The sequence below is a fragment of the Pseudomonas alcaligenes genome (genome assembly GCF_014490745.1).
GTDB lineage: Bacteria > Pseudomonadota > Gammaproteobacteria > Pseudomonadales > Pseudomonadaceae > Aquipseudomonas > Aquipseudomonas alcaligenes_C.
This window is the reverse complement of sequence record NZ_LZEU01000001.1, coordinates 3,100,698-3,126,615: the sequence shown is the minus strand read 5'-3', so window position 1 is coordinate 3,126,615 and position 25,918 is coordinate 3,100,698. Positions and strand designations below refer to the sequence as shown.

The following is a 25,918-nucleotide window of genomic DNA, read 5'->3' as shown; positions in this document are numbered from 1 at the left end:
AATGGCGCTGGCCGAACCGGGAGAGCTTCTGACCAGGCGCTGTCGAGCGATAAAAAAACCGGCCCAGGTGGCCGGTTTTTTTATCGCAGCGTTTTGTGCCTAGTTCTTCAGCGTGGCGACGGCCAGGCCGGGGAAGTCGGTGATGATGCTGTCCGCACCGAAGTCGGCCAGGCGGCGCATCAGGGCGGGTTCGTTGACCGTCCACACGGTCACGTGCAGGCCGGCCTTCTGCGCCCGCAGCAGGCGCTCCGGGGTGCACAGCGTCCAGTTCAGGGCGAGCATGCTGCAGCCATAGTGAGCGGCAACCTTGAGCGGGTCGAGCCAGTTGTACTCGGCCACCAGGCCGCGCGACAGCTCCGGGGTCAGACGCTTGAGCGCGCGCAGCACTTCGCGCGAGCTGCTGGTGACGGTGACCTTGTCGATCAGGCCGAAGCGTTCGGCCAGTTCCTTGATGGCCAGCACAGTGCGGGCGGCGCGTACCCGCGAGGCGCTCTTCACTTCCAGCTGCCAGTGCTCGAACGGGCAGTGCTCGAACAGCTGCTCCAGGGTCGGGATCGGGCAGGGGGTCTTCCAGCCCGGGCCGCCCTGGCGTGCGTCGTAGCCGACCAGGTCGGCGGCGTCGTGCTCGACCACCTTGCCGCGGCGGCCAGTGGTGCGCTTCAGGGTCGGGTCGTGGATCACCATCAGTTGGCCGTCACGCGACAGGTGCAGATCCAGTTCGCAGCGGGTGACGCCATGCGCGAGGCATTGCTGGAAGCTTGCGAGGGTATTTTCCGGTGCTTCGCCCTTGGCGCCGCGGTGGCCGTAGATAAGGGTCACTGTTGTTCCTTGAGGTAGCGGGGCTGATGGTGGCGAACGCTGTCCACCACGTGGTCGTATTCGAAGTAGACGCTGAACTCGCGGTAGTCCCAGCGGGTGATCGGCGGCTGGCCGACCGGCGCGTGTTCTTCGTCGGGCAGGCCGAAGCGTTCCAGCACGGCGCCCTTGAGTTCGCCACGCCGGGGCAGTGGCAGGTCGCTCTGGCCTTGCTCGCCGACGGGGATCTCGATGGTTTCAGCCTGGCCTGCCAGCGGCAGGAACAGGGCCAGAAGCAATACGGCTGGTCTCATCGTTGTTGCTGTTCCCGGGCCTGGCGGCGCTGCAGCGCCTGTTTCTGCAGAATGTGACGGGCCAGCAGCTGGCGCTGGGCGTCGCTGAGGGCTTCGAACTCGGTGCCGATCTCGAACTGGCCGTCTTCGCGCGGCTGGCAGTGCACCACCTCGGCCCGCAGCAGCAGGCCTAGGGCCTGGGGCATCAGCACCATCTTGACCGCCAGATGGCTGCCGGCGGCGACTGCCTGTGGGTGAAGGAAGCTCAGCCCGCCTTCGGACAGCGACACCTGGCGCGGCACGCCGATGTCGCGCAGCAGGCTTTGCGCCACGGCCTGGCCGAGCAGGTCGATACGCTTGTTCATCACTTTCAGGTAGTTGGCCAGAGTGCGATCGCGCTCGCTGATATGGCGCAGCAGGTGCTGCGATTCGAAGTCCATCAGGTGCAGATCGCTGAGCAGATTGAACAGCGGCGAGGCGTCGTGCAGAGCCTCGGTAGCATGCGCCTCGGGCCCGGACAGCAGGCTGAAATCCAGTGCGATCGTATCCTCGATACGGTAGTATTCGCGGCGATCATCGGCGTCTTGATACGACATGGCGAACCCATGGCAGCAGTGGTGGTCTGAGTGTAAAGCTGCTCGCCAAGCCCCGCCACAAGGACGTTTCCCCTTTCGCCAGCGAACTCCCCAGACAATGTTCAGACCCTTGCCGTTCTTTATCGGCTTGCGTTACACGCGGGCCAGGCGTCGCAGCCTTTTCGTCTCCTTCATCTCCCTCACTTCGATCATCGGCCTCGCCCTCGGCGTGCTGGTGATGATCGTCGTGCTGTCGGTCATGAACGGCTTCGACCGCGAGATGCGCGACCGCGTGCTGGGCATGGTGCCGCACGCCACCCTCGAGGGCAGCCAGCCGATCAAGGACTGGCAGCGCATTGCCGCCCGTGCCGCCGAGCACCCGCAGGTGCTGGCGGTGGCACCCTTCACCCAGATGCAGGGCCTGCTGACCAACCAGGGCCAGGTACAGAAGGTACTGATCAACGCCATCGACCCGCGCGAAGAGAGCAAGGTGTCGATCATCGGCAATTTCTTCCTCAAGGATCAGGGCTCTCTGGCTGCTCTCGAACCGGGTGGCTTCGGCATCCTTATCGGCGACCTGGCGGCGCGCAAGCTGGGCCTGGCCATCGGCGACAAGGTCACCTTCGTCGCCCCCGAGGTGGCGGTGACGCCGGCCGGTATGTTCCCGCGGATGAAGCGCTTCACCGTGGTCGGCATCTTCCATGTCGGCGCCGGCGAGATCGACGGCCATGTGGCCATGGCCCATGTGCAGGACGCCGGGCGCCTGCTGCGCCTGAAACCGGGCGAGGTGCAGGGCGTGCGACTCAAGCTGCGTGACCTGTTCCAGGCGCCGGAAGTGGCCTGGCAGCTGGCCCAGGAGCTGCGCTCCGAGGACTTCTACGCACGTGACTGGACCGCGACCCACGGCAACCTGTACCAGGCCATCCGCATGGAGAAGGCGATGATCGGCCTGCTGCTGTTGCTGATCGTCGCGGTCGCTGCGTTCAACATCATTTCCACCCTGGTCATGGTGGTCACCGACAAGCAGGCGGATATCGCCATCCTGCGCACCCTGGGCGCCACGCCACGGCAGATCATGTTGACCTTCATGGTGCAGGGCACGGTGATCGGCGTGGTCGGCACCCTGCTCGGCGGCGTGCTGGGTGTGCTCGCTGCGCTCAACGTGAGTGCAGCGATCAAGTGGCTGGAGGGCGTACTGGGCATCCAGTTCCTCAATGCCGAGGTGTATTTCATCGACTACCTGCCGTCGCAGGTGCAGATCGAGGATGTGGCGCTGGTGTGCGGCGCGGCCTTGATCCTGAGTTTCCTTGCCACCCTTTACCCGGCCCGGCGCGCGGCGCGCACCCAGCCAGCGGAGGCTTTGCGTTATGAGTGACAAGTCCGTCCTGAGTTGCCGCAACCTGGGCAAAAGCTACGACGAAGGCCCGCAGACGGTCGAGGTGCTGAGTGGCGTCGAGCTGGAGCTGCAGCCCGGTGAACGAGTGGCCATCGTCGGTTCCTCCGGCTCGGGCAAGAGTACTCTGCTGAACATGCTCGGCGGCCTCGACACGCCGAGCCAGGGCAGCGTCTGGCTGGCCGGCGAGGAATTGTCGGCTCTGGGCGAGAAGGCCCGCGGCCTGCTGCGCAACCGCGCGCTGGGCTTTGTCTACCAGTTCCATCACTTGCTGCCGGAGTTCACCGCCCTGGAGAACGTGTGCATGCCGCTGCTGATCGGCAAGACCGCGATCCCCGAGGCCCGCCAGCGGGCCACCGCGCTGCTGGAACGGGTCGGCCTCGGCCATCGGCTCAACCACAAGCCGGCCGAGCTGTCTGGTGGCGAGCGCCAGCGCGTGGCCATCGCCCGCGCCCTGGTCAACCGCCCGGCACTGGTGCTGCTCGATGAGCCCACCGGCAACCTCGACCAGCACACCGCCCACGGTATCCAGGAGCTGATGCGCGAGCTCAGTGCTTCGTCGCAGACCGCCTTCCTGGTGGTGACCCACGATCTGCAGCTGGCACAGCAGATGGATCGGGTGCTGCGCCTGGAAGAAGGCCGGCTGGTGGCTGCCTAATCATGTTCCGGCCACTCGCACTGTTCATCGGTACCCGTTACACCCGCGCCAAGCGGCGTAACCACTACATCTCGTTCATTTCCCTGACCTCGATGATCGGCCTCGGCCTCGGCGTGCTGGCGATGATCGTGGTGCTCTCGGTGATGAACGGGTTCCAGAAGGAAATGAGCTCGCGCATCCTCGGCATGGTGCCGCACGCCACCCTGAGCGCCGGCCAGGCGCTGGACGACTGGCAGGCGGTAGCCGCCGGCGCCATGCGCCATCCGCAGGTGACCGGCGCGGCGCCCTTTGCCGAGCTGGAGGGGATGTTCTCCTATAAGGGCGTGATGCAGCCGATCGAGATCAACGGCATCGACCCCGAGCAGGAGCGCAAGGTCTCGATCATCGGCGAGCACATGGTGCAGGGGCGTCTCGACGACCTGCGCGGCGGCGAGTTCGGCGTGGTCATCGGCGAAATCACCGCGCGGCGCTTCCGCCTCAATGTTGGCGACAAGCTGACCCTGATCGTGCCCGAGGTGAGCAATGCCGCCGGCGGCATCACCCCGCGCATGCAGCGCCTGAACGTGGTCGGTGTGTTCAAGGTGGGCGCCGAGCTGGACAGCAGCCTGGCCCTGATCAGCATCGCCGATGCCGCGAGCATCCAGCGCCTGGCGCCGGGGCAGGTGCAGAGTGTGCGCATCGCCCTCAAGGATCTGTACCAGGCGCCGCAGGTCTCCAGCGCCATCGCCGCCAGCCTGGGGGCCGGCTACAAGGCCAACGACTGGACCCATACCCAGGGCAGCCTGTTCAGCGCGATGAAGATGGAAAAGACCATGATCGGCCTGCTGTTGCTGCTGATCATTGCCGTTGCCGCCTTCAACATTATCGCCACCCTGATCATGGTGGTGGCCGACAAGCGCTCCGACATCGCCATCCTGCGCACCCTGGGCGCCACGCCGGGGCAGATCATGAGCACCTTCATGGTTCAGGGTACGGTGATCGGTAGCATCGGCACCCTGGTCGGCGGTGTTCTGGGGGTGATAGTGGCGCTCAATGTCAGCACCTGGGTGGCCTGGCTGGAGCGGGTCAGCGGCAGCCATATCCTCAGTTCGGACGTGTATTTCATCAGCAACCTGCCATCCGATCTGCAGGGGCTGGATGTGCTGCTGATCTGCACGGCGGCGCTGCTGATGAGCTTCCTCGCCACCCTCTATCCGGCCTGGCGCGCTTCGCGTACCCAGCCGGCCGAGGCGCTGCGCTACGACTGACGGATGCCGCTCGGAATGAACAACGCCGCTTCTCAGCGGCGTTTTTCATTCTGCTTCGGCCTGGCGCCGGCGCTGCTGGCGCTTGCGCCAGTTGTGCGCGACCCACCAGCGCCAGTAGAGCATGGTCAGGGCGTAGGCCAGGGCGCCGCAGAGCACGCCGGCAATCAGCGAGCCGAGCAGGAAGGGCTGCCAGACACTGGCCAGCTCGCCGCTGATCCATTCCCAGGTCAGGTGCTCCGGCAGCGCCATCGGCGCCGTGCCCAGCACCCAGCTGCCCAGCTTGTAGGTGCAGTAGAACACTGGCGGCATGGTGATGGGGTTGGTCAGCCAGACCAGGCCGACGGCGATTGGCAGGTTGCCGCGCACCACTACGGCCAGGCTGGCAGCGATCAGCATCTGCATGGGCAGCGGCACGAAGGCGGCGAACAGGCCCATGGCCATGGCTCTGGCCACCGAGTGGCGGTTGAGGTGCCAGAGGTTGGGGTCGTGCAGCAGGGTTCCGAGGAAGCGCAGCGACTTGTTGCTGCGGATGCTTTCCGGGTCGGGCATGTAGCGTTTGAACAGGTGGCGCGGCATGAAGGCTCTCGGCAGATCGAAGCGCCGCTATTATGCACAGGCCGCCCGTTACGGATAGCGTGGCGGGCGCTGGGTGCTCGGAAGGAGCGCCCCTCAGGGAGAAACCATGAGAACAGGGATGTTGGCACTGGCGGCCGGTCTGGCCAGCCTGTGCTGGTTGCCGGCACTGCCAGCGGTGTGGCTGGTGTGGTTGTGGGTGCTGTTGACGCTGCCGCTGCTGCGCTGGCGCGGTTATCCCCTGGTGTTCTTCCTGGTGGGTCTGGCCTGGGCGGTGACCTCGGCGCAATGGGCGCTGGACGATCGCCTGACGCCAGCGCTGGATGGCCAGACCCTGTGGCTGGAGGGGCGGGTCAGCGGCCTGCCGGAACAGGCCGGCGGCGTGGTGCGCTTCCAGCTGGAGCAGGTGCAGGCGCGCCGCCAGCAGCTGCCCGGCCGCCTGCGCCTGGCCTGGTATGGCGGCCCGCATCTGCAGGCCGGCGAGCGCTGGCGTCTGGCGGTGCGTCTCAAGCGCCCACTGGGCCTGGTCAATCCGCAGGGCTTCGATTACGAGGCCTGGTTGCTGGCCCAGCGCATCGGCGCTACTGGTTCGGTCAAGCAGGGTGAGCAACTGAGCGCGGGCAGCAGCCTGGCGAGCTGGCGCGATGCCCTGCGCCAGCGCCTGCTGGCCGTGGATGCGCATGGCCGCCAGGGTGCCCTGGCGGCGCTGGTGCTGGGTGATGACTCGGGGCTGTCGCTGGCCGACTGGCGGGTGCTGCAGGCTACCGGCACGGTGCACCTGCTGGTGATTTCCGGTCAGCACGTGGCTCTGCTGGCGGCCGTGCTGTATGGCCTGGTCGCCGGCCTGGCGCGCCTGGGGCTGTGGCCGCGGGCCTGGCCCTGGCTGCCCTGGGCCTGTGCCCTGGCTTTCGCAGGGGCGCTGGGCTACGGCCTGCTGGCCGGCTTCGAGGTGCCGGTGCGGCGCGCCTGCGTGATGATCGCCGTGGTGCTGCTGTGGCGCCTGCGCTTCCGTCATCTGGGTGTCTGGCAGCCTTTGCTGCTGGCCTGGATCGCCGTGCTGCTGGTCGAGCCGCTGGCGGTGCTGCAGGCCGGCTTCTGGCTGTCGTTCGGAGCGGTGGCGATTCTGGCTCTGGTGTTTGCCGGTCGCCTGGGTGCCTGGCCCTGGTGGCAGGTGTGGTGGCGGGCGCAGTGGACGCTGGCCATCGGCCTGTTGCCGCTGTTCCTCGCCCTGGGTTTGCCGCTCAGTGCCAGCGGGCCGCTGGCCAATCTGCTGGCGGTGCCCTGGGTGAGTTTCCTGGTGGTGCCGCCGGCGCTGCTGGGCACCCTGTTGCTGCCGATCCCGTGGCTGGGCGAGGGCCTCTTGTGGCTGGCTGGTGGTCTGTTGCAGCTGCTGTTTCAGGTGCTGGCCTGGCTGGCTGTCGGGTTGCCAGCTTGGCTGCCGACGGCGCTGCCACTGTGGGCCTGGCTGCTGGTATGTCTGGGCTGCGGCCTGCTGCTGTTGCCGGCGGGGCTGGCGCCTCGGGCGCTTGGTGCAGTCCTGCTGCTGCCACTGTTCTATCTGCCGGCGTCCGTGCCGGAGCCGGGCCAGGCCGAGGTCTGGCAGCTGGATGTCGGCCAGGGCCTGGCCGTGCTGGTGCGCACCCGCGGGCATGTGCTGTTGTACGACAGCGGCCCGCGCTATGGCGATTTCGATCTGGGCGAGCGGGTGGTACTGCCGTCGTTGCGTCAGCTCGGCGTACAGCGCATCGACACCCTGTTGCTCAGTCATGCCGATAGCGACCACGCCGGCGGCGCCCTGGCGGTGCAGCGTGGCTTGCCCGTGACTCAGGTGCTGAGCGGCGAGGCCGCGGCCCTGCCGGCAGTCCTGCAGGCCCGGCCTTGTATCGACGGTGCGCAGTGGCGCTGGGATGACGTTGTCTTCACCACCTGGCAATGGCAGGCAGCGGGCGAGGGCAATGCGGCCTCCTGCGTGCTCAAGGTCGAAGCTGCCGGCGAGAGCCTGCTGCTCACCGGCGACATCGACCAGGCCGCCGAGCGTGCCCTGCTGCAGGCTGGGCGCAACGTGCGGGCGGACTGGCTGCAGGTGCCGCACCACGGTAGTCGCAGCTCGTCCTCGGCGGCTTTTCTCGATGCGGTGGCGCCGCGTGCGGCACTGCTGTCGCGCGGCGCCAACAATCCCTTCGGTCATCCGCATCCGCTGGTGCTGCAGCGCTATGCGGCGCGTTCCATTCGTCTGTACGACAGCGTCACCAGCGGCGCCGTGCGCGTGCGTCTGGGGCGCCACGAGGCGGCTTACGGCTGGCGCGAGCGCGCACGTTTCTGGCGGGAAAAATGAGAACGGGGGAGGTCTGTTGGGCGCCGACCCTATGCTAGAGTGGCGCCACTTTTCCGAGGGGGATGCACAACCGTGTGGGAACTGGTCAAAGCGGGCGGCTGGATGATGCTGCCGATCATTCTGTGTTCCATCGCCGTCGTCGGCATTACTGCCGAGCGCCTCTGGACGCTGCGGGTCAGCCGGGTGTCGCCACCCCATCTGCTCGGTCAGGTCTGGCGTCTGATCAAGGACAAGCAGCTGAATGGCCAGAAGCTCAAGGAACTGCGCGCCTCCTCGCCGCTGGGTGAAGTGCTGGCCGCCGGCCTGGCCAACTCCAAGCATGGCCGCGAGATCATGAAAGAATGCATTGAGGAAGCTGCCTCTCGCGTCATTCACGAGCTGGAGCGCTACCTCAATGCCCTCGGCACCATCGCCGCCATGGCGCCGCTGCTGGGTCTGCTGGGTACCGTGTTCGGCATGATCGAGATCTTCAGCGGCTTCATGGACAACGGCATGGCCAACGCGCCGGTTCTCGCCGGCGGTATCGGCAAGGCGCTGGTGACCACTGCGGCCGGCCTGATCGTGGCCATCCCGGCGGTGTTCTTCCACCGTTACCTGCTGCGCCGTGTCGACGAGCTGGTGGTGGCCATGGAGCAGGAGGCGATCAAGCTGGTGGAGGTGGTGCAGGGCGACCGTGATGTCGACCTCAGCGACATGCCGGCCCCGGTCGCCAAGCCGGCGGCCCGCAAAGAAGGCAAGAAGGCGTGAAGTTCCGGCGCAGGGCGGGCAACGTTGCCCGGGAGGAGGTGTTCCTCAACCTTACCTCGCTGATCGACGTGATCTTCGTGTTGCTGCTGTTCTTCGTGGTGACCACCACCTTCAGCCGCCCGACCCAGCTGAAGATCGAACTGCCGGAGGCGGTGAGCGGTACGCCGCCGCAGGACACCGAGCTGAAGACCCTGGAGCTGAGCATCGCGGCCGACGGCCAGTACGTGCTCAATGGCCAGGCCCTGGCCAAGAGCGACCTGACCACCCTGATCAGTGCCCTGGGCCAGGCTTCCGGCGGCGACAACAGCCTGCCGCTGACCATCAGCGCCGATGCCAAGACCACTCACCAGTCGGTGATCACCGCCCTGGATGCCGCCGGTAAACTGGGCTTCGCTCATCTGCGCATGAGCACGGTCGAGGCCGACGCAGGCCAGCCCTGATGGCCTTCTCCGACCGCCTGCTGGCCGCCTGGTACCGCGGCCATCCCGCCCTGGGCCTGCTGCGTCCGCTGGAGTGGCTGTACCGGCGGGTGGTGCAGGGCAAGCGTCAGGCCTTTCTGGCCGGGCAGGGCGATATCTTCCGTTCGCCGGTGCCGGTGCTGGTGGTGGGCAACATCACCGTTGGCGGCACCGGCAAGACCCCGCTGATTCTCTGGTTGATCGAACATTGTCGGGCCCGCGGCCTGCGCGTCGGCGTGGTCAGTCGCGGCTATGGCGCCACGCCAGCGCAGCTGCCCTGGCGGGTGCGCAGCGAGGATGCCGCCGCGGTGGCCGGCGACGAGCCGCTGCTGATCGTGCAGCGCACCGGCGTGCCGCTGATGATCGACCCGCAGCGGGCGCGGGCGGTGCAGGCCCTGCTCAAGCAGGAAGCACTGGATCTGATCCTCTGCGACGACGGCCTGCAGCATTACCGCCTGGCCCGTGACCTGGAACTGGTGCTGATCGATGTCGCCCGCGGCCTGGGCAATCGCCGCTGCCTGCCGGCCGGGCCGCTGCGCGAGCCGGCCGAGCGTCTGGATACGGTGGATGCCGTACTGTTCAATGGCGCCGCCGGCGACAGCACCGAGGGCTACGCCTTCAACCTGCAGCCCAGTGTGCTGGTCAACCTGCGCAGCGGCGCGCGCCTGCCGCTGACCCATTTCCCTGCCGGCCAGGCCGTGCACGCGGTGGCCGGTATCGGCAATCCGCAGCGCTTCTTCAACACCCTCGAGGCCCTGCACTGGCAGGTGCTTGCCCATCCGTTCGCCGATCACGCCACCTTCACTCCGGCGGCGCTGGACTTCGGCGATGACCTGCCGCTGCTGATGACCGAGAAGGATGCGGTGAAGTGCCGGAGCTTTGCCGCCGAGCACTGGTGGTACCTGGCAGTCGATGCGCAGCCTTCGCCGGCCTTCGTCGACTGGCTGGATCGGCAGCTGGCTCGTCTGCTGCCGCTGCCACGCGGCTGATCGCGCGCTGGTCACGCCGGACTCGGCAGGCGGGGGTGGGCACGAGTAAACTGCGCACCTGACTTTTCTGTCCGGCCTGCGCCGCTGTGTGAGCGCGCAGCAGGCCCCGAATCTCACTGAAGGACTCTCCCCATGGATCCCAAACTGCTCGATATCCTGGCCTGCCCGGTCTGCAAGGGGCCGCTGCAACTGAGCGAAGACAAGACCGAGCTGATCAGCAAGGGCGCCGGCCTGGCCTACCCGATTCGCGACGGTATCCCGGTGATGCTGGAGAGCGAGGCCCGTACCCTCAACGTCGACGAGCGCCTGGACAAGTAAATGACTGTCACCTTTACCGTTGTCATCCCGGCCCGTTTCGCTTCCAGCCGCCTGCCCGGCAAGCCGCTGCAGGACATCGCCGGCAAGCCGATGATCCAGCATGTCTGGGAGCAGGCGCGGAAGAGCAGTGCCAGCCGCGTGGTGGTCGCCACCGACGATGCGCGCATTCTCGAGGTCTGCCAGGGCTTCGGCGCCGAGGTGCTGCTGACCCGTGTCGACCACAACTCCGGCACCGATCGCCTGGCCGAAGTGGCCACCCAGCTCGGCCTGGCCAGTGATGCCATCGTGGTCAATGTGCAGGGCGACGAGCCGCTGATTCCGCCGAGCATCATCGATCAGGTGGCGGCCAACCTGGCGGCCAACCCGCAGGCCGGCATCGCTACCCTGGCCGAGCCGATCGAGGATGTGCAGGCACTGTTCAATCCCAACGTGGTCAAGGTGGTGGCGGACAAGTCCGGCCTGGCCCTGACCTTCAGCCGCGCGCCGCTGGCCTGGGCCCGCGATGCCTTCGCCAAGAGCCGCGACGTGCTGCCGGCAGGCGTGCCGTACCGCCGTCATATCGGTATCTACGCCTACCGTGCCGGCTTCCTGCATGACTTCGTCGCCTGGGGCCCGTGCTGGTTGGAAGACACCGAGTGCCTGGAGCAGCTGCGTGCCCTCTGGCACGGGGTGCGCATCCACGTTGCCGATGCCCTGGAGGCGCCGGCTGCCGGCGTCGACACCCCGGAAGATCTGGAACGGGTACGCCGCCTGCTGGGGGCCTGATGAAGGTTCTGTTCGTTTGCATGGGCAATATCTGCCGCTCGCCGACTGCCGAGGGCGTGTTTCGCCAGCGTCTGCGCGAGGCCGGTCTGGAGGCGCAGGTGCAGGTGGATTCCGCCGGCACCGGCGACTGGCACGTGGGCAAGGTGCCGGACGGCCGTTCCAGTCAGGCGGCGCTGAGCCGCGGTTACGACCTGTCGAGCCAGCGCGCACGGCAGGTGCAGCGTGACGACTTCCAGCGCTTCGACCTGATCCTGGCCATGGATCACGACAACCTGGCCCGCCTGCAGGCCCTGCGTCCGGCCAGTGGCGGTGCCGAGCTGGATCTGTTCCTGCGCCGCTACCAGCTGGCGCTGGACGAAGTGCCCGACCCCTATTACGGCGGTGCCGATGGCTTCGAGCAGGTGCTCGATCTGATTGAGCAGGCCAGCGCCGCCTTGTTGGCCGAAGTCCGGGGGCGCCTGTGAGTCTGGTGCTGCGGGAAGCGGTTTCCCTCAAACTGTTCAACAGCTTCGGCGTGGATGTGCGGGCGCGGCTGTTTGCCGAGGCGACCAGCGATGAGCAGGTGCGCGAGGCCTTGGCCCTGGCCGAGCAGCGCGGCTTGCCGCTGCTGGTGATCGGTGGCGGCAGCAACCTGCTGCTGACCGGTGATATCGAAGCGCTGGTGCTGCGCATGACCAGCCGTGGCCTGCGCATCCTCAGCGACGATGGCCGGCGGGTGGTGGTGGAGGCCGAAGCCGGCGAGCCCTGGCACCCCTTCGTGCAATGGAGCCTGCAGCAGGGCCTGGCCGGGCTGGAGAACCTCAGCCTGATCCCGGGCACCGTCGGCGCCGCGCCGATGCAGAACATCGGTGCCTACGGCGTGGAGATCAAGGATGTGTTCGCCGGCCTCACCGCGCTGGATCGGCAGAGCGGCGAACTGCGCGAATTCGGCCTGGAGGAGTGCGCCTTCGCCTACCGCGACAGCCTGTTCAAGCAGCAGCCGGGGCGTTGGCTGATTCTGCGGGTACGCTTCGCCCTCAGTCGGCGGGCGCAGTTGCATCTGGACTACGGTCCGGTGCGCCAGCGCCTGCAGGCTGAAGGTATCGAGACGCCGACGCCGAGTGATGTCAGTCGGGCGATCTGCGCTATCCGCAGCGAGAAACTGCCTGATCCGGCCGAGCTGGGCAATGCCGGCAGCTTTTTCAAGAACCCTGTGGTAACCGTCGAGCTGGCCGAGCGTATCCGTGCCGAGCATGCCGACCTAGTCAGCTATCCGGCAGGGGAAGGGCGGGTCAAGCTGGCGGCTGGCTGGCTGATCGAGCGGGCCGGGTGGAAGGGCTTTCGTGACGGGGATGCCGGTGTGCATCGCCTGCAGGCTCTGGTGCTGGTCAACTACGGTGCCGCCAGTGGCGCCCAGCTGCTGGCTCTGGCTCAGCGCATTCGCGCCGATATCGCCAGGCGTTTCGCCGTCGAACTGGAAATCGAGCCCAACGTGCTCTGAGTCGTTCCTGGCAGTGACTGGCTGTACCTGAGGCAGTCGGTACGCTGCGGGCAAGGTGGGGCGGTGGGGTAAACGCAGCCAACAAAAAAGGGATGCCGAAGCATCCCTTTTTTGTTGCCGCAGGTGTTACACCTGCGGTTTGGCCTCTTCCTCAGCCGCCGGTTCGGCGGCTGCGGCGATCGGCTCCGGCTCCGGCTCCGGCTCAGCCTGCGGGGCTTCGCTGGCGACCGGGGCTTCCACGACTTCGGCGGCTTCCACCGCAGCAGTCGGCGCAACGCTCGGGGCGCTGGCTTCAACCACTTCGGCAGCGCTCTCGACCACGGCCGGTGCGGCAGCGGCTTCGGCAGCCAGGCGCTCGGCCTCACGCTGACGGCGACGCACTTCGCGCGGGTCGTTCGGTGCGCGGCCACCGCTGGCTACCGGGGCAGCAGCTTCGACAGCGACTGCGACGGCAGCGGGAGCGGCCTGTTCGACTGCGACGCTGACCGGAGCAGCTTCAGTTACGAACGGAGCGGCTTCTACTGGAGCAGCTTCCACTGCGGCGACTTCTGCCACTACAGCTTCTACCGGGGCTTCGCTCTGTACTGGGGCTTCGACAGCGACCACCGGGGCTTCGACTGCCGGAGCAGGTTCGGCAGCGGCTTCGCTGGTTTCGGCAACCACTTCAGTGCGGGCTTCGGCGACAGGGGCGCTGGCCGCGCCGTCATTCACCTGCTCAGCGGACGGTGCGTCGGCTGCGTCGGCGAGGGTGGCGCCAGCCACAACGGCGGTAACGGTTGCGGCGGCTTCACCCGCTTCGTCGGCACCTTCTTCGCTGCCTTCGATCAGGTTGCCTTCGGCATCACGCTGACGCTCGCGGCGGTTGCTGCGACGACGCTGGCCACGCGAACGGCGGCGCGGACGCTCGCCGCCTTCACCGCCTTCCTGACCGTCTTCCAGCTGCTCGGCGTTTTCCAGTACTTCTTCTTCAGCGGCCTCGGCGTTCACTTGCTCGGCGCGCGGTTGACGCTCCTCGCGCGGCGGACGTGGCTGGCGCTCTTCGCGCGGCTTGCGCTCGGCGCGCTCTTCGCTGCGGCCTTCGCCGGTGGCGTCCAGCGGCTCGCGCAGTTCACGTGGGCGGCGCTCTTCACGCGGCTCGCGGGCTTCACGCGGTTGACGCTCGCGACGGTTTTCCTGGCCTTCGCGGGCTTCGCGCGGCTGGCGTTCTTCACGCGGCTCGCGCGGCTCACGGGCTTCGCGAGGTTGGCGCTCTTCACGCGGTTCGCGTGGCTGACGCTCTTCACGAGGCTGACGCTCTTCGCGCGGCTTGCGCTCTTCGTCACGGCCGCTGCGGCTACCACGGTTGCCGTCGCGACGATTCTGTTGGCGACCGTTGCGACGCTCGTCGCCACCGCTGCGCGGTTTGCGCTCGGCCGGTTTCTCTTCGACTACCGGTGCGGCTTCTTCCTTGCCGGCGAACAGGCTGACCAGCGACTTGACCAGGCCTTTGAACAGGCTCGGCTCGGGCGTCGGCACGCTCGGGGTGAGCGGGGCAGCCGGGGTCGGCGCGGCAGCGCGCTGCGGGGTGGTTTTCAGCGCGGCTTCCTGGCGTACCAGGGTGCGGGTCGCGGCTGCCGGTTGGGCGTCCTCGACTTCGGCTGGGGTCATCTCGTAGCTGGACAGACCGCTCAGCACTTCCGGGCTGTCATCGCGCAGACGCTGCACTTCGAAGTGCGGGGTCTCCAGATGATCGTTCGGCAGGATGACGATGCGTGCGCGGGTGCGCAGCTCGATCTTGGTGATGCTGTTGCGCTTCTCGTTGAGCAGGAAGGCGGCAACCGGGATCGGCACCTGGGCGCGGACTTCGGCGGTGCGGTCTTTCAGCGCTTCTTCTTCGATCAGGCGCAGGATGGCCAGCGACAGCGACTCGACGTCACGGATGATGCCTTGGCCGTTGCAGCGCGGGCAGACGATGCCGCTGCTCTCGCCGAGGGACGGACGCAGGCGCTGGCGGGACATTTCCAGCAGGCCGAAGCGCGAGATGCGGCCGACCTGGACGCGGGCACGGTCGGCTTCCAGGGCTTCGCGGACTTTCTCTTCCACGGCGCGCTGGTTCTTGGCCGGGGTCATGTCGATGAAGTCGATCACGATCAGGCCGCCGATGTCGCGCAGGCGCAGCTGGCGAGCGATCTCTTCGGCCGCTTCCAGGTTGGTCTGCAGGGCGGTTTCTTCGATGTCGCCGCCTTTGGTCGCACGCGCCGAGTTGATGTCGATGGACACCAGGGCTTCGGTCGGGTCGATGACGATGGAGCCGCCGGACGGCAGCTTCACTTCGCGCTGGAAGGCGGTTTCGATCTGGCTTTCGATCTGGAAGCGGTTGAACAGCGGCACGCTGTCTTCGTACAGCTTGATCTTACTGGCGTACTGCGGCATGACCTGCTGGATGAAGGACAGGGCTTCTTCCTGGGCTTCGACGCTGTCGACCAGTACTTCGCCGATGTCCTGGCGCAGGTAGTCGCGGATGGCGCGGATGATGACGTTGGATTCCTGATAGATCAGGAACGGCGCGGCACGGCCTTGCGAGGCGTCCTTGATGGCAGTCCACAGCTGGATCAGGTAATCCAGGTCGAGCTGCAGCTCTTCGCTGGAACGACCCAGGCCGGCGGTGCGCACGATCAGGCCCATGTCGCCCGGGGCGTTGAGGCCGTTCAGCGCTTCACGCAGTTCGTTGCGCTCTTCGCCTTCGATGCGGCGGGAGATGCCACCAGCACGCGGGTTGTTGGGCATCAGCACCAGGTAGCGGCCGGCGAGGCTGATGAAGGTGGTCAGGGCGGCGCCCTTATTGCCACGTTCTTCTTTCTCGACCTGGACGATGACTTCCTGGCCTTCCTTCAATACTTCCTTGATGTTGACGCGGCCGCCCTCGGGCGACTTGCTGAAGTATTCACGGGAGATTTCTTTCAGCGGCAGGAAGCCGTGGCGCTCGGCGCCGAAATCGACGAAGGCAGCTTCGAGGCTGGGCTCGACGCGGGTGATGCGGCCTTTGTAGATGTTGGCCTTCTTCTGCTCGCGGGCGCCGGACTCGATGTCCAGGTCATAGAGCTTCTGGCCGTCTACCAGGGCGACACGCAACTCTTCGGGCTGAGTTGCGTTGATCAGCATTCTTTTCATGTTGTACCAATGGTTTCCGGGGCTGCCGGAAACGGCGTTTGGCACACACGACTCTCACGGTCGGTGTCAGGGCGCGCCAGGAATGGTCGTAAATCATTCCAGTGTCTAGCAGCCTTTGGCCAGTAGGGCCGGGGCCGCGACGACGCTCCTGCTTGCTGTGGTGACAGAAGCACTCAGTCAGGGGAGGAATCAACCGGTCGCTGCGGACGATAGTGAAGCGTCTTGATAAAGCTTGTTGCTACGCAGGTCGACGGTTGTGCATCTCCACCCTACACGTATCGCTAAAATCGGGTGCCGCTCGCAGAATCCGCAGCGGGTTAGCATTTACCGCAAGCTCCCTTGGGAGGCTCGCGCGTCTATGGCTCAAGGCTTTGTTTCCGGGCTCTTCGCGCTCTTGTGCGGCGAATCTCCCGTCGGACGGCCTCGCGTCCTGAAAGGGTTGCGCTCGGCAGGGATGGCAATCTTGTCGATCATCCGCTGACCGGGCCGCTTTTGGCGGCGTTCGCGACTATATCAGTAATGATTAAGTGCTTCAATTCCATAAAAAATTGTTATGATCGCCGGTATGACTACTCCCACTTCTCCAACCTCCGGCGTCCAGCTGCTTGAGGTTGCGCCTGAGCTTGCCGGCCAGCGCATCGACAATTTCCTGCTCGCGCGCCTCAAAGGTGTGCCGAAAACCCTGATCTACCGCATCCTGCGCAAGGGTGAAGTGCGGGTGAACAAGGGGCGGATCAAGCCCGAGTACAAGCTGCAGGCTGGCGATATCGTGCGGGTTCCGCCGCTGCGCCTGGCTGAGCGCGACGAGCCGGCGCCGCTGGCGCAGAGCCTGCTGGAGCGCCTGGAGGCGGCCATCGTCTTCGAGGACAAGACGCTGATCGTGCTGAACAAGCCGGCCGGCATTGCCGTGCATGGCGGCAGTGGTCTGAATTACGGGGTGATCGAAGCCTTCCGTCAGCTGCGCCCGGAGGCCAAGGATATCGAACTGGTGCATCGTCTGGATCGCGATACCTCTGGCCTGCTGATGATCGCCAAGAAGCGCAGCATGCTGCGCCACCTGCACGAGGCGCTGCGCGGCGATGGCGTGGACAAGCGCTACATGGCCCTGGTGCGTGGTGCCTGGCCGACCTCGAAGAAGAAGGTCAGTGCGCCGCTGCTGAAGAACAACCTGCGCTCCGGCGAACGCATGGTCGAGGTCAACCCCGAGGGCAAGGAGGCGCTCACCGAGTTTCGCGTGCTGCGTCGCTTCGGCGAGTTCGCCACCCTGGTCGAGGCCAGTCCGATCACCGGGCGCACCCATCAGATCCGCGTGCATGCCAAGCATGCCGGGCATTCGATTGCTGGCGACAGCAAATACGGCGATGACGAGTTCACTCGCGAAGTGCGCGAACTGGGCGGCAAGCGCCTGTTCCTGCATGCCTATGCGCTGAAGATCAACCTGCCCGATGGGCAGGTGCTGCAGCTGGAGGCGCCGGTCGACGAGGTGTGGGCGCAGACCCTGGAGCAGCTCGGTGCGTGACTATCGGGTGCTGATCTTCGATTGGGACGGTACGCTGGTGGACTCCATCGGCCGTATTGTTGCGGCCATGCACCTGGCGTCCGCCGTCTGTGGCCTGCCGCGCCTCGAAGATGAGGCGGTCAAGGGCATCATCGGGCTGGCCCTGCCGGAGGCGATCGCTCAGCTGTACCCCGATCTGGATGATCCGTTGCTGAGTGAGCGTTTCCGCTTGGCTTATAGCGAGCAGTACCTGCTGCTGGAGCATGAGCCTTCGCCGCTGTTTCCGGGAGTGGCTGAGTCGCTGGAGGCGTTTCGTGCCCAGGGCTACCGTTTGGCGGTGGCGACCGGCAAGAGCCGTCATGGCTTGCACCGAGTGCTGGAGGGGCGTGGCTGGCTGGATTATTTCGATATCACCCGTTGCGCCGATGAGACCGCGAGCAAGCCGCATCCGTTGATGCTGCAGGAGATTCTGGCGCATTTGCGTTTGTCTCCCGGGCAGGCTCTGATGGTGGGTGATTCGGTGTTCGACCTGCAGATGGCGAACAATGCCGGTATGGATGCGGTGGCTGTGGGTTTTGGTGCGCAGCCGCTGGAGAGCCTGCGGGCCTGCGGGCCGCGTCTGGCGATTAACGAGTTTTCCGAGTTGCGCACCTGGCTGGGGTCGGGTGTGTCGGCCAGAACCAGTGAGGAGGGTGTGTATGTCGGATGAATGGAAGGCATCGGCTGCGGCGGGCGGCGACAAGAGCTGGCAGTTGCTGGAAAAAACCCTGCTCGCCGGGGTGGAGGAGCAGCGGCGTTCGCGGCGCTGGGGCATCTTTTTCAAGTTGTTGACCTTCATCTACCTGTTCGGTGCGCTGGCGCTGTTTGTGCCGGGGCTGAACCTGAAGAAGGGCGCGGCGGCGAATGCCGAGCACACTGCGCTGGTCGAAGTGCGCGGCATGATCATGGCTGACGAGGAAGCCAGTGCCGACAATATCGTCGGCAGTCTGCGGGCGGCCTTCGAGGACGAGAAGACCAAGGGTGTGGTGCTGCGCATCAATAGCCCAGGCGGCAGTCCGGTGCAGTCCGGCTACATCTATGACGAGATCAGGCGCCTGCGCGGCGAGTACCCGAAGGTCAAGGTGTATGCCGTGATCAGTGATCTGGGGGCTTCCGGCGCCTACTACATCGCCAGTGCGGCCGATCAGATCTATGCCGACAAGGCCAGTCTGGTGGGTTCCATCGGGGTGACGGCGGCGACTTTCGGTTTTGTCGGGGTGATGGAGAAGGTCGGTGTCGATCGTCGGGTCTACACCTCCGGTGAGCACAAGGCGTTCCTCGATCCGTTCCAGCCGCCGAAGGCGGAGGAAACCCAGTTCTGGCAGGGCGTGCTGGAAACCACGCACAAGCAGTTCATCGATAGCGTGAGGAAGGGGCGTGGCGATCGTCTCAAGGTCGATGGGCATCCTGAGCTGTTCTCCGGCCTGATCTGGTCCGGTGAGCAGGCGCTGGATCTGGGGCTGGTCGATGCGCTGGGCAGCACCGGTTACGTGGCGCGCGAAGTGATCGGGGCGAAGGAAATCGTCGACTTTACCCGTCAGGAAAATCCGCTGGATCGTTTTGCCAAGAAGCTCGGTACCAGCGTGGCTGAGCGGCTGTCGATCTGGATGGGCTTCCAGGGGCCGGCCTTGCGCTGAATGGCTCTGTCTGGTCGAAGCCCGGCGCGTGCCGGGCTTCTGCATTTATAGGGTCAGGGAATCTGCAGGCCCTGTGCGTTGAGCATGCCGACCAGGCTGATCAGGGGTAGGCCCACCAGGCTGGTGGCATCCTCGCCCTCGGTGGCGCGGAACAGGCTGACGCCCAGGCCTTCGGCCTTGAAGCTGCCGGCGCAGTCGTAGGGTTGTTCAGCTTCCAGGTAGCGGTCGATCTGTTCTTCGCTGAGCTGGCGGAAGTGCACGGTGAAGGCGACTGCATCGACCTGGCAGGCACCGCTGGCGCTGTTGAGCAGGGCCAGGCCGGTGAGAAAGGTGACGCTGGCGCCGCTGGCGGCCAGTAGCTGGCAGCGGGCGCGGGCGAAGTCGTTGGGCTTGCCGAGAATCTGTTCGCCGAGCACGGCGACCTGATCCGAGCCGATGATCAGGTGATTCGGATGCACTTCAGCCAGGGCGCGTGCCTTGCTCTCGGCCAGGCGGCGCACCAGAGCGTCGGCGCTTTCGCGGGGTAGGGGCGTCTCGTCGATGGCTGGGGCGCTCCAGGTGAAGGGTTGGCGCAGGCGGGATAGCAGCTCCCGGCGATAGGGCGAACTTGAGGCGAGCACCAGAGGCAGCATGGGCTTCTCCTGATAAGGGGCGTGAATTCTAGCTATTGCCCCAGGCGACGGACAGGGCGGAATTTCCTTTGACAGGGGTAGGGTGCATCCCTAGAATGTCGCGCCTATGTCAAATGGACCGATTCCACCTCACGTTGATCCGCGTAAGCTCGCCGATCGCGGCGCTACCCTCGAAGGGGCGATGCCGCTGGCCAGTTTCGAGCGTTTGTGCGACCCGCTGGCAGATAATGTCGGCACTGTACAGGCGAAGTTGGTCTTCGAGCGGGGCGAGCGGCGGGCTGTGAGTATTCATAGTCAGCTTCAGGTTGAGGTCAAGATGATTTGCCAGCGTTGTCTGGAACTGGTCGTCCTGCCGATTCAGAGCGAATGCGATTACGCAGTCGTGAAGGAAGGCGCGGATACCCAGTCGCTGCCCAAGGGCTACGACGTGCTGGAAGTGGGGGAGGATCCGTTGGATCTGCTGGCGTTGGTCGAAGATGAGCTGTTGCTCGCTCTGCCCATCGTTCCGGTTCATGCCCCTGAGGATTGCCAGCAGCCGCCCGGTCTCGATGAGCCCGAGTCGAGCGAGGACGAGGTGACGCGGTCCAACCCGTTCAGTGTATTGGCGCAGTTAAAGCGTGACCCAAACGTTTAGGAGTTAATCAGTTATGGCTGTTCAGCAGAACAAAAAATCCCGCTCTGCCCGCGACATGCGTCGTTCCCATGATGCTCTCGAGGCCAGCACCCTGTCCGTCGAGAAGAGCACCGGTGAAGTTCACCTGCGCCACCACGTATCTCCGGAAGGCTTCTACCGTGGTCGCAAAGTGATCGACAAGGGCGCCGACGAGTAATCCTTGTCTGCTCCTCTGATCGCGATCGATGCAATGGGTGGGGACTTCGGTCCCCACTGCATTGTTCCAGCCAGCGTCGCCTGTCTGGCTGAATTCCCCTCGCTACACCTGGTCCTCGTCGGCCAAGCTCCTCTCCTCGAAGAACTGATTGCCCGCCATCCCAGTGTCGATCGCGCACGCCTGCTCGTTGAGCATGCCAGCGAAGTGGTCGGTATGGACGAGCGCCCCTCCCAGGCTTTGCGTGGCAAGCCCGATGCATCCATGCGCGTGGCCCTGGAGTTGGTGCGCAGTGGACGGGCCAAGGCCTGCGTCAGTGCCGGCAATACCGGTGCACTGATGGCGCTGTCGCGTTATGTGCTGAAAACCCTGCCGGGCATCGACCGGCCGGCGATGGTCAGTGCGGTGCCGACGGCCAAGGGCGTCTGCCATCTGCTCGATCTTGGCGCCAACGTCGATTGCAGTGCCGAACACCTCTATCAATTCGCCGTGATGGGCTCGGTGGCAGCCGAGACGCTCGGCGTGCAGCGGCCGCGAGTGGCATTGCTGAACGTGGGGGTTGAGGAGATCAAGGGCAACCAGCAGGTGAAGCTGGCGGCCAGTCTTCTGCAGCAGGCGACCGGGCTCAACTACACCGGCTTCATCGAGGGCGACGGCCTCTATCGTGGCGAGGCCGACGTGGTGGTGTGCGACGGTTTCGTCGGCAACATCCTGCTCAAGTCCAGCGAGGGGCTGGCCTCGATGATCCTGGCGCGCATCGAGGCCCTGTTCAGTGAGGGGCTGGCCGCGCGCCTGATCGGCAGCATGGCGTTGCCTCTGCTGCGCCGCCTGCGCTCGGAGCTGGCGCCTGCGCGGCACAATGGCGCGAGCTTCCTCGGGTTGCAGGGCATTGTGGTGAAAAGCCATGGCGCCGCTGGCGTGGAAGGCTTCCAGAGTGCCATTCGTCGCGCTCTGGTCGAGGTGCGCGAAAATCTTCCGCAGCGCCTGCATGGTCGTCTCGAAGACCTGCTGCTCTAGTCCTGGCGTGTCGAGTCGAGGTGTGCGTGACTCGGCTGGCAGGCCTCCGTTACTTCCGTTCTGCTCGAACATCGGGCAAAACCTGTGGTCTGGTCTGTGACTGCAGGATTTCCTCGGTCATCCAATCTGCAGTCTTGCGCCTGGCGCTGCCGGGCATCCGCTCATTCATTGATTCGTAGATAAGGGAAAGTTTTGATGTCTACCTCCCTCGCATTTGTCTTCCCTGGCCAAGGTTCGCAGTCGCTGGGCATGCTGGCTGAGCTGGGCGCGCAACAGTCGCTGGTGCGCGATACCTTCGGCGAAGCCGCCGATGCGCTCGGTTACGACCTTTGGGCGCTGATCCAGCAGGGGCCGGAAGAGCGTCTCAACGAGACCGACAAGACCCAGCCAGCCATCCTGGCCGCCTCCATTGCCCTGTGGCGCCTGTGGCTGGCCGAGGGCGGGGCGCGCCCGGCATTCGTGGCCGGTCACAGCCTGGGTGAGTACTCGGCGCTGGTCGCCGCTGGCAGCCTGGGCTTCGCCGAAGCGGTCAAGCTGGTCGAGCTGCGTGGCCAGCTGATGCAGCAGGCGGTACCGGCGGGGCAGGGCGGCATGGCGGCGATCCTCGGTCTGGAAGATGCCGATGTGCTGGCGGCTTGTGCCGAGGCGGCTCAGGGCGAGGTGGTCAGTGCGGTGAACTTCAACGCGCCGGGCCAGGTCGTGATTGCCGGGGCTGCCGCCGCTGTCGAGCGCGCGATCGAGGCGTGCAAGGCACGTGGCGCCAAGCGCGCGATGCCGCTGCCGGTCAGCGTGCCGTCGCACTGCGCGCTGATGCGTCCGGCTGCGGAAAAATTCGCCGAGGCCGTGGCTGCTCTGGCCTGGCAGGCGCCGCAGATTGCCCTGGTGCAGAACGTCAGTGCGGCGGTCGCCGGTGACCTCGACAGCCTCAAGCGCGATCTGCTGGCGCAGCTGTACAGCCCGGTACGCTGGGTTGAGAGTATTCAGCTGCTGGCCGGGCAGGGTGTCACCGATCTGGTCGAGTGCGGCCCTGGCAAGGTGCTGGCCGGTTTGAACAAGCGCTGCGTGAAAGGTATCAATACCCACAATCTGGACAGCGTGGACGCCTTCGCGGCGGCCCGTGCGGCCCTGGTTTGATTAGGCAAGGAGAGACTGCATGAGTCTGCAAGGCAAGGTTGCATTGGTAACGGGCGCGAGCCGTGGCATCGGCCAGGCCATCGCGTTCGAGCTGGGGCGTCAGGGCGCGGTGGTGATCGGTACGGCAACGTCCGCGGCCGGTGCCGAGCGCATCGGCGAGGCGCTGAAGGCCAATGGTATTCAGGGTGCGGGCATGCTGCTGGATGTCGGCAATGACGAGTCGGTTGCCGCGGTGCTCGAGCAGATCCAGAAGGATTTCGGTGCGGTGGCGATCCTGGTCAACAACGCCGGCATCACCCGTGACAACCTGATGCTGCGGATGAAGGACGAGGAGTGGTTCGATGTCATCAATACCAACCTCAACAGCCTGTTCCGTCTGTCCAAGGCCGTGCTGCGTGGCATGACCAAGGCGCGCTGGGGTCGCATCATCAGCATTGGTTCGGTGGTCGGTGCCATGGGCAACGCCGGGCAGGTCAACTACGCGGCCGCCAAGGCTGGCCTGGAGGGCTTCAGCCGCGCGCTGGCTCGTGAGGTCGGTTCCCGTGCCATTACCGTCAACTCGGTGGCACCCGGCTTCATCGACACCGATATGACCCGCGAGCTGCCGGAAGCCCAGCGCGAAGCGCTGCTGACCCAGATTCCCCTGGGCCGCCTGGGCCAGGCCGAAGAGATTGCCAAGGTGGTGGGCTTCCTCGCCTCCGACGGCGCAGCCTACGTTACTGGTGCCACCGTGCCGGTGAATGGCGGCATGTACATGAGTTGAATGTGACTCGAACCTTCAGGAAACTGTCATAAAACCCGTCTAGAGTTCGTTACAAAAGTGCAACCAGCCGTAGACGGCCATCTGAACTGTTCCGGAAGGGTCGGGTGTTTGGCTTGAAAGTTAGAAAACCCTTTCTATACACTGCGGCCCAGCTGCACGGATTTTTCCATAGGAGTGAAAACAAGACATGAGCACCATCGAAGAACGCGTCAAGAAAATCGTCGCCGAGCAACTGGGCGTCAAAGAAGATGAAGTCACCAACAGCGCTTCCTTCGTTGAAGACCTGGGCGCCGACTCCCTTGACACCGTTGAGCTGGTGATGGCTCTGGAAGAGGAATTCGAGACCGAGATTCCGGACGAGCAAGCTGAGAAGATCACCACCGTTCAGGAAGCCATCGACTACATCAACGCCCACGGCTGATTGATCGTAATCGTCGGTTTTCGAACCTGGAAAAACCGCACTGCCCCTAACGAGGCGTGCGGTTTTTCTTTAATGGCTGGTGCAGTTGCAAACAGGACAAGAGGATTTCGCAGTGTCGCGTAGACGCGTCGTGGTTACCGGTATGGGCATGCTGTCGCCTTTGGGCGTCGATGTGGCGAGCAGCTGGCAGGGCATCCTGGCGGGTCGCAGTGGCATAGGCCTGATCGAGAGCGTCGACCTGTCGGCCTTCTCCACCCGCATCGGCGGTTCGGTGAAAGGCTTCGACGTCGAGCAATACCTCTCGGTCAAGGAAGCGCGCAAGCTTGACCTGTTCATCCAGTACGGCCTGGCTGCCAGTTTCCAGGCGATGAGTGATGCCGGTCTGGAAATCACCGATGCCAATCGCGAGCGCATTGGTGTGGCCATGGGCTCCGGTATCGGTGGCCTGAGCAACATCGAGGCTACCTGCAAGATACTGTTCGAGCAGGGGCCGCGGCGTATCTCGCCGTTCTTCGTGCCGGGCTCGATCATCAACATGATTTCCGGCTTCCTGTCGATCCATCTGGGTCTGCAGGGGCCTAACTACGCTATTGCCACCGCCTGCACCACGGGTACCCACTGCATCGGCATGGCCGCGCGTAACATCGCTTACGGCGAGGCCGATGTGATGATCGCCGGTGGCGCCGAGATGGCTGCCTGTGCTCTGGGTATGGGCGCTTTCGGTGCGGCGCGGGCGATGTCCACTCGTAACGACGATCCGACCAAGGCCAGTCGCCCCTGGGACAAGGGCCGCGACGGCTTCGTGCTGTCCGACGGCGCCGGCGCTCTGGTGCTTGAGGAGCTGGAGCATGCCAAGGCTCGTGGCGCGACTATCTATGCCGAGCTGGTTGGTTTCGGCATGAGTGGCGATGCCTACCATATGACCTCGCCACCGGAAGATGGCAACGGTGCCGCGCGTTGCATGAGCAATGCTCTGCGCGACGCCGGTATGAATCCGGATCAGGTGCAGTACATCAATGCTCACGGCACCTCTACTGTGGCTGGCGACAAAGCCGAGGCCAGTGCGGTGAAGCGGGTATTCGGCGAACAGGCCTACAAGCTGTCGGTCAGCTCGACCAAGTCGATGACCGGCCACCTGCTCGGCGCCGCCGGCGCAGTGGAGGCGATCTTCAGCGTGCTGGCCCTGCGCGACCAGGTGGCACCGCCGACCATCAACCTGGACGAGCCGGATGAGGGCTGCGACCTCGACTTCGTCGCGCACCAGGCCAAGCCCCTGGCGATCGACGCCGTGCTGTCCAACTCCTTCGGCTTTGGCGGCACCAACGGCTCGCTGGTGTTCCGCCGGTTCGCCGGCTGATGCTGAGCTGGGTCGATGGCCGGCCGGCGGCCGAGCTGTCGTTGCTCGATCGTGGCCTGGCCTACGGCGATGGTCTGTTCGAGACCATCGCCGTGCGCAATGGCAAGCCGCGTCTGCTGGTGCGGCATCTGGTGCGCCTGACGGAGGGCGCGCAGCGCCTGCGCCTGGAGCTTGACCTGGCGGTGCTGGAGGCCGAACTGCTGGCCTTCTGCAGTCAGCTGGGCGAAGGTGTGGCCAAGCTGCTGGTGACCCGTGGCGACGGCCTGCGCGGCTATGCCGCGCCCGTGCCGGCGCAGCCCCGGCGCATTCTGCTGGGCAGTCCCGTACCGGCTTATCCATCGGCCCATGCCGAGCAGGGCGTGCGCCTGTTTCCCTGTAGCACCCGCCTGGCCGAGCAGCCGCTGCTGGCCGGCCTCAAGCACCTCAATCGCCTGGAGCAGGTGCTGGCGCGTAGCGAATGGGCGGATCCGGCTTTCGCCGAAGGCCTGCTCTGCGACAACTCGGGAAGGGTGATCGAGGGCGTGTTCAGCAACCTGTTCCTGGTCAAGGATGGCGTGTTGCTGACCGCCGCGCTGACGCGCTGCGGGGTGGCCGGGGTGATGCGCGCCGAGCTGCTGCAGCAGGCCGAGGTGCTGGGGCTGGCGGTGCAGGTGCGCGATATCGCCCTGACAGAATTGCTGGATGCCGATGAAGTATTTCTCTGCAACAGCCAGTACGGCATCTGGCCGGTGCGCGAGTTGCAGGGGCGCGACTGGTCGGTCGGCCCGTTGACCCGTAAACTGCAGGCCATTATTCGCAGTCTTCTGGATTCCTGATC

The 25,918-nt window shown here is 65.5% G+C and carries 28 protein-coding genes; 22 read left to right on the top strand and 6 right to left on the bottom strand.

Going from position 1 to position 25,918, the window contains the following annotated elements; translation table 11 throughout:
• Window positions 1–99: 99 nt before the first annotated feature.
• The 3 genes from A9179_RS14165 to A9179_RS14155 are packed head-to-tail and all read right to left on the bottom strand — an operon-like array spanning window position 100 to window position 1,684.
• Window positions 100–819, bottom strand: coding sequence for a glycerophosphodiester phosphodiesterase (locus tag A9179_RS14165; RefSeq protein WP_187806865.1), 720 nt, complete (start codon window positions 817–819; stop codon window positions 100–102).
• Entirely contained in the window at window positions 816–1,109 is a 294-nt protein-coding gene (locus A9179_RS14160; protein WP_187806864.1) for a phosphodiesterase, read from the bottom strand. The genes A9179_RS14165 and A9179_RS14160 overlap by 4 nt, the downstream gene beginning before the upstream one ends.
• The gene (locus tag A9179_RS14155; RefSeq protein ID WP_187806863.1) at window positions 1,106–1,684 is read right to left on the bottom strand and encodes a PilZ domain-containing protein; all 579 of its coding nucleotides are present in this window, start codon (window positions 1,682–1,684) and stop codon (window positions 1,106–1,108) included. The genes A9179_RS14160 and A9179_RS14155 overlap by 4 nt, the downstream gene beginning before the upstream one ends.
• Before the next feature lie 97 nt (window positions 1,685–1,781).
• On the opposite strand from A9179_RS14155, the gene A9179_RS14150 reads away from it, so the two are divergent.
• From A9179_RS14150 to A9179_RS14140, 3 genes are read left to right on the top strand one after another with little or no spacing between them, the layout of a single operon-like run.
• Window positions 1,782–3,038, top strand: coding sequence for a lipoprotein-releasing ABC transporter permease subunit (locus A9179_RS14150; protein ID WP_187806862.1), 1,257 nt, complete (start codon window positions 1,782–1,784; stop codon window positions 3,036–3,038).
• Window positions 3,031–3,714 (top strand): lipoprotein-releasing ABC transporter ATP-binding protein LolD, encoded by a 684-nt coding sequence (gene lolD, locus A9179_RS14145; RefSeq protein WP_187806861.1) that lies wholly within the window; start codon window positions 3,031–3,033, stop codon window positions 3,712–3,714. The genes A9179_RS14150 and lolD overlap by 8 nt, the downstream gene beginning before the upstream one ends.
• Before the next feature lie 2 nt (window positions 3,715–3,716).
• Complete coding sequence (locus A9179_RS14140) at window positions 3,717–4,961, top strand: lipoprotein-releasing ABC transporter permease subunit (protein WP_187806860.1); 1,245 nt, start codon at window positions 3,717–3,719, stop codon at window positions 4,959–4,961.
• 45 nt (window positions 4,962–5,006) lie between these two features.
• On the opposite strand, the gene A9179_RS14135 is transcribed toward A9179_RS14140, so the two are convergent.
• On the bottom strand, window positions 5,007–5,537 hold the full coding sequence (locus A9179_RS14135; RefSeq protein ID WP_187806859.1) for a DUF2062 domain-containing protein: 531 nt from the start codon (window positions 5,535–5,537) through the stop codon (window positions 5,007–5,009).
• A 106-nt stretch (window positions 5,538–5,643) separates the two neighbouring features.
• Between A9179_RS14135 and A9179_RS14130 the strand changes: the two genes are divergently transcribed.
• The 8 genes from A9179_RS14130 to murB all read left to right on the top strand — a co-directional run bounded on the left by A9179_RS14130 (window position 5,644) and on the right by murB (window position 12,626).
• A complete protein-coding gene (locus A9179_RS14130) occupies window positions 5,644–7,869 on the top strand; it encodes a DNA internalization-related competence protein ComEC/Rec2 (RefSeq protein WP_187806858.1) in 2,226 nt (741 codons plus the stop codon).
• A gap of 72 nt (window positions 7,870–7,941) precedes the next feature.
• Entirely contained in the window at window positions 7,942–8,616 is a 675-nt protein-coding gene (locus A9179_RS14125; RefSeq protein WP_187806857.1) for a MotA/TolQ/ExbB proton channel family protein, read from the top strand.
• Window positions 8,613–9,056, top strand: coding sequence for an ExbD/TolR family protein (locus A9179_RS14120; protein WP_187806856.1), 444 nt, complete (start codon window positions 8,613–8,615; stop codon window positions 9,054–9,056). Before A9179_RS14125 ends, A9179_RS14120 begins: the two co-directional genes overlap by 4 nt.
• Window positions 9,056–10,063: a tetraacyldisaccharide 4'-kinase gene (gene lpxK / locus A9179_RS14115; RefSeq protein WP_187806855.1), complete on the top strand. Its 1,008-nt coding sequence runs from the start codon at window positions 9,056–9,058 to the stop codon at window positions 10,061–10,063. Before A9179_RS14120 ends, lpxK begins: the two co-directional genes overlap by 1 nt.
• 132 nt (window positions 10,064–10,195) lie before the next feature.
• Window positions 10,196–10,381: a Trm112 family protein gene (locus A9179_RS14110; RefSeq protein ID WP_160079593.1), complete on the top strand. Its 186-nt coding sequence runs from the start codon at window positions 10,196–10,198 to the stop codon at window positions 10,379–10,381.
• Entirely contained in the window at window positions 10,382–11,146 is a 765-nt protein-coding gene (gene kdsB, locus A9179_RS14105) for a 3-deoxy-manno-octulosonate cytidylyltransferase (protein WP_187806854.1), read from the top strand.
• On the top strand, window positions 11,146–11,610 hold the full coding sequence (locus tag A9179_RS14100) for a low molecular weight protein-tyrosine-phosphatase (protein ID WP_187806853.1): 465 nt from the start codon (window positions 11,146–11,148) through the stop codon (window positions 11,608–11,610). The genes kdsB and A9179_RS14100 overlap by 1 nt, the downstream gene beginning before the upstream one ends.
• Window positions 11,607–12,626 (top strand): UDP-N-acetylmuramate dehydrogenase, encoded by a 1,020-nt coding sequence (gene murB / locus A9179_RS14095; protein ID WP_187806852.1) that lies wholly within the window; start codon window positions 11,607–11,609, stop codon window positions 12,624–12,626. Before A9179_RS14100 ends, murB begins: the two co-directional genes overlap by 4 nt.
• A 126-nt stretch (window positions 12,627–12,752) precedes the next feature.
• Here murB and rne read toward each other — a convergent pair whose 3' ends face one another.
• Window positions 12,753–15,776, bottom strand: coding sequence for a ribonuclease E (gene rne, locus A9179_RS14090; protein WP_187806851.1), 3,024 nt, complete (start codon window positions 15,774–15,776; stop codon window positions 12,753–12,755).
• Between the two features lie 565 nt (window positions 15,777–16,341).
• Between rne and rluC the strand changes: the two genes are divergently transcribed.
• The 3 genes from rluC to sppA are packed head-to-tail and all read left to right on the top strand — an operon-like array spanning window position 16,342 to window position 18,950.
• On the top strand, window positions 16,342–17,295 hold the full coding sequence (rluC, locus tag A9179_RS14085; RefSeq protein ID WP_187806850.1) for a 23S rRNA pseudouridine(955/2504/2580) synthase RluC: 954 nt from the start codon (window positions 16,342–16,344) through the stop codon (window positions 17,293–17,295).
• Window positions 17,288–17,983: an HAD-IA family hydrolase gene (locus A9179_RS14080; protein WP_187806849.1), complete on the top strand. Its 696-nt coding sequence runs from the start codon at window positions 17,288–17,290 to the stop codon at window positions 17,981–17,983. The genes rluC and A9179_RS14080 overlap by 8 nt, the downstream gene beginning before the upstream one ends.
• Window positions 17,973–18,950, top strand: coding sequence for a signal peptide peptidase SppA (gene sppA / locus A9179_RS14075; protein WP_187806848.1), 978 nt, complete (start codon window positions 17,973–17,975; stop codon window positions 18,948–18,950). Before A9179_RS14080 ends, sppA begins: the two co-directional genes overlap by 11 nt.
• A 53-nt stretch (window positions 18,951–19,003) precedes the next feature.
• Here the strand turns inward: sppA and A9179_RS14070 are convergent, their stop codons facing one another.
• Window positions 19,004–19,582 (bottom strand): Maf family protein, encoded by a 579-nt coding sequence (locus A9179_RS14070; protein WP_187806847.1) that lies wholly within the window; start codon window positions 19,580–19,582, stop codon window positions 19,004–19,006.
• A gap of 106 nt (window positions 19,583–19,688) precedes the next feature.
• Between A9179_RS14070 and A9179_RS14065 the strand changes: the two genes are divergently transcribed.
• The 8 genes from A9179_RS14065 to pabC all read left to right on the top strand — a co-directional run bounded on the left by A9179_RS14065 (window position 19,689) and on the right by pabC (window position 25,916).
• The gene (locus tag A9179_RS14065) at window positions 19,689–20,216 is read left to right on the top strand and encodes a YceD family protein (protein ID WP_187806846.1); all 528 of its coding nucleotides are present in this window, start codon (window positions 19,689–19,691) and stop codon (window positions 20,214–20,216) included.
• 13 nt (window positions 20,217–20,229) lie between these two features.
• Window positions 20,230–20,412 carry a 50S ribosomal protein L32 gene (gene rpmF / locus A9179_RS14060; RefSeq protein ID WP_187806845.1) on the top strand — a complete coding sequence of 61 codons (183 nt, stop codon included), beginning with the start codon at window positions 20,230–20,232 and terminating at the stop codon, window positions 20,410–20,412.
• Window positions 20,413–20,415: 3 nt separating this feature from the next.
• Window positions 20,416–21,426 (top strand): phosphate acyltransferase PlsX, encoded by a 1,011-nt coding sequence (gene plsX / locus A9179_RS14055; protein ID WP_187806844.1) that lies wholly within the window; start codon window positions 20,416–20,418, stop codon window positions 21,424–21,426.
• A 195-nt stretch (window positions 21,427–21,621) separates the two neighbouring features.
• Window positions 21,622–22,560, top strand: coding sequence for an ACP S-malonyltransferase (fabD, locus tag A9179_RS14050; RefSeq protein ID WP_187806843.1), 939 nt, complete (start codon window positions 21,622–21,624; stop codon window positions 22,558–22,560).
• 19 nt (window positions 22,561–22,579) lie between these two features.
• Complete coding sequence (gene fabG / locus A9179_RS14045; RefSeq protein ID WP_187806842.1) at window positions 22,580–23,323, top strand: 3-oxoacyl-ACP reductase FabG; 744 nt, start codon at window positions 22,580–22,582, stop codon at window positions 23,321–23,323.
• Window positions 23,324–23,510: 187 nt separating this feature from the next.
• Complete coding sequence (gene acpP, locus A9179_RS14040) at window positions 23,511–23,744, top strand: acyl carrier protein (RefSeq protein WP_160081363.1); 234 nt, start codon at window positions 23,511–23,513, stop codon at window positions 23,742–23,744.
• Window positions 23,745–23,856: 112 nt separating this feature from the next.
• Window positions 23,857–25,101, top strand: a complete 1,245-nt coding sequence (fabF, locus tag A9179_RS14035; protein WP_187806841.1) for a beta-ketoacyl-ACP synthase II — start codon at window positions 23,857–23,859, stop codon at window positions 25,099–25,101.
• A complete protein-coding gene (gene pabC / locus A9179_RS14030; protein WP_187806840.1) occupies window positions 25,101–25,916 on the top strand; it encodes an aminodeoxychorismate lyase in 816 nt (271 codons plus the stop codon). The genes fabF and pabC overlap by 1 nt, the downstream gene beginning before the upstream one ends.
• The last annotated feature ends 2 nt before the right edge of the window (window positions 25,917–25,918 follow it).